Origin of the sequence: Streptomyces sp. NPDC017890, from assembly GCF_044328675.1 — a bacterium.
GTDB lineage: Bacteria > Actinomycetota > Actinomycetes > Streptomycetales > Streptomycetaceae > Streptomyces.
This window is the reverse complement of sequence record NZ_JBIRHU010000140.1, coordinates 1-1,523: the sequence shown is the minus strand read 5'-3', so window position 1 is coordinate 1,523 and position 1,523 is coordinate 1. Positions and strand designations below refer to the sequence as shown.

General features: G+C 61.3%; 3 protein-coding genes. 2 read left to right on the top strand and 1 reads right to left on the bottom strand.

Features of this window, described 5'->3' with window-relative positions; genetic code table 11:
• Window positions 1–106: 106 nt before the first annotated feature.
• Together ACH4F2_RS36055 and ACH4F2_RS36050 are read left to right on the top strand one after the other, a co-directional pair.
• On the top strand, window positions 107–1,063 hold the full coding sequence (locus tag ACH4F2_RS36055; protein WP_351646551.1) for a hypothetical protein: 957 nt from the start codon (window positions 107–109) through the stop codon (window positions 1,061–1,063).
• 2 nt (window positions 1,064–1,065) lie between these two features.
• On the top strand, window positions 1,066–1,257 hold the full coding sequence (locus ACH4F2_RS36050; RefSeq protein ID WP_353798910.1) for a hypothetical protein: 192 nt from the start codon (window positions 1,066–1,068) through the stop codon (window positions 1,255–1,257).
• 73 nt (window positions 1,258–1,330) lie between these two features.
• Here the strand turns inward: ACH4F2_RS36050 and ACH4F2_RS36045 are convergent.
• Window positions 1,331–1,523 (bottom strand): hypothetical protein (locus ACH4F2_RS36045; protein WP_398136813.1); only part of this gene is annotated, 193 nt, incomplete at its 5' end.

Sequence of the window (1,523 nt, the reverse complement as noted above, 5' to 3'; positions counted from 1 at the left end):
CACACCTCCAGTGTCTAGTGTCGAGGTAGATAACCATCAACTACGACGGACAGAGTACGAAATGACTGAGAGTCGAATCGAGAAGTTCACAAGGATCAGCCAGGAGATGGCAGCCGCAGTCTCCGAGATGCGTGCCGATGCAGCTGATGTCACCACGCATGCCCCTGAAACTGCAGCCCTCGTCGAAGAGCTCTCCGCGACATGCGATCGGTGGTCGCAATGGGAGGAAGTGGCCGCGGTTGTTCTTGCGCATCTCACCGCGGCTGGCCGTCTCGTCCCTGCCGGCGGTATGACACTCACCGCCGAACAGGTGAAAGACATGCGGACGGTGCTCGGCCTGAATGGTTCGCAGGACATCAAGGTTGTGCTCGATGTGATCAAGGTTGTGCTCGATGCGCAAGCCCGTCTCCGCGCCCTGTTCCCGGCAACCGAACCTGCTGAGGAGGAGCGTTGCGACTTCTATGCGGAAACCGAGAGCGGCGACGCTCGTCAATGCACGCGTCGAGATGGGCACACTGCACATCACCACATTGAGCCCGTCTGCGCTGAGCCTACTGAGGCGGAGGCCCGTGCGGGTCGTGTGTTCCCGGCAGATGCCTTTGGTGAGGTGGTCCGAATCGGTTGGGCCACGTACTACTTCGGCGCGGACAATGAATGGCATAACGCTCGGACTGGCGCGATCGAGACTCGCGAAGCCCTGATCAAGGAGGCATGCAGTGCGAATGGGGATTGGTATCGGCTTGTCCCCGATACTGATTCGCCGACCAACTCCGCTCCTGCTGAACCGCCGCCACGTTACTGCCCAGCCTGCAAGCTGAACGTGCCACCCGCCCCGTACTGCACGAATTGCGGAGGTGACACTATCCCGCGTTCCTCCAACGAAACCGAATGGCAGCGCTTAAACGACGTGCCGCCGACCGTGCGGAAGGTCAAAGACGTCCAGGGGTTCCAGTGGGTGCGTCGCGCGGATAACTCGGAGTGGCTGGGCTGTGACGGGTCATACGCCGTCTGTCGCATAGGGCATCCCAACCTCGCCCCGTTCGTTGCGGCCGAGGAGGGGTGAGCATGAGCACCTTCCGAGTCAACCTCACCCAAACGGCGAACCACACACTCGACGTGGAGGCTCCTGATCCACGGACGGCAAAGTTGTTGGCGGAGAACATGGCCTACGCCGGTCTGTGCCACGAATGCTCCCACGAGGTCGACCTCGACCCCTGTGCCTGGGAAGCGGGTTCAGTCGAGGAAGTGGCGTCGTGAGCGCATCCGATCCGGGGACCAACACCTATTTGGTCGCCTCGTCCGCGCTGATCGAGTGCCACGACTGCTCCTGTCACATCAGCCCACCCTGCAGCCAATGCGTCGACTGCAAAGTCTGCAACCCCTGCTGGACCTGCGACGAGATCCACGACGCACCGCGCGACGAAGACTGCCCCACACGTGCAACCACATCGGAGACAAGGCCATGAGTGTCGAAAAGAATCTCGCGAGAACCCCATCTGCCACTAAGCCCGTCTACTGCGGTG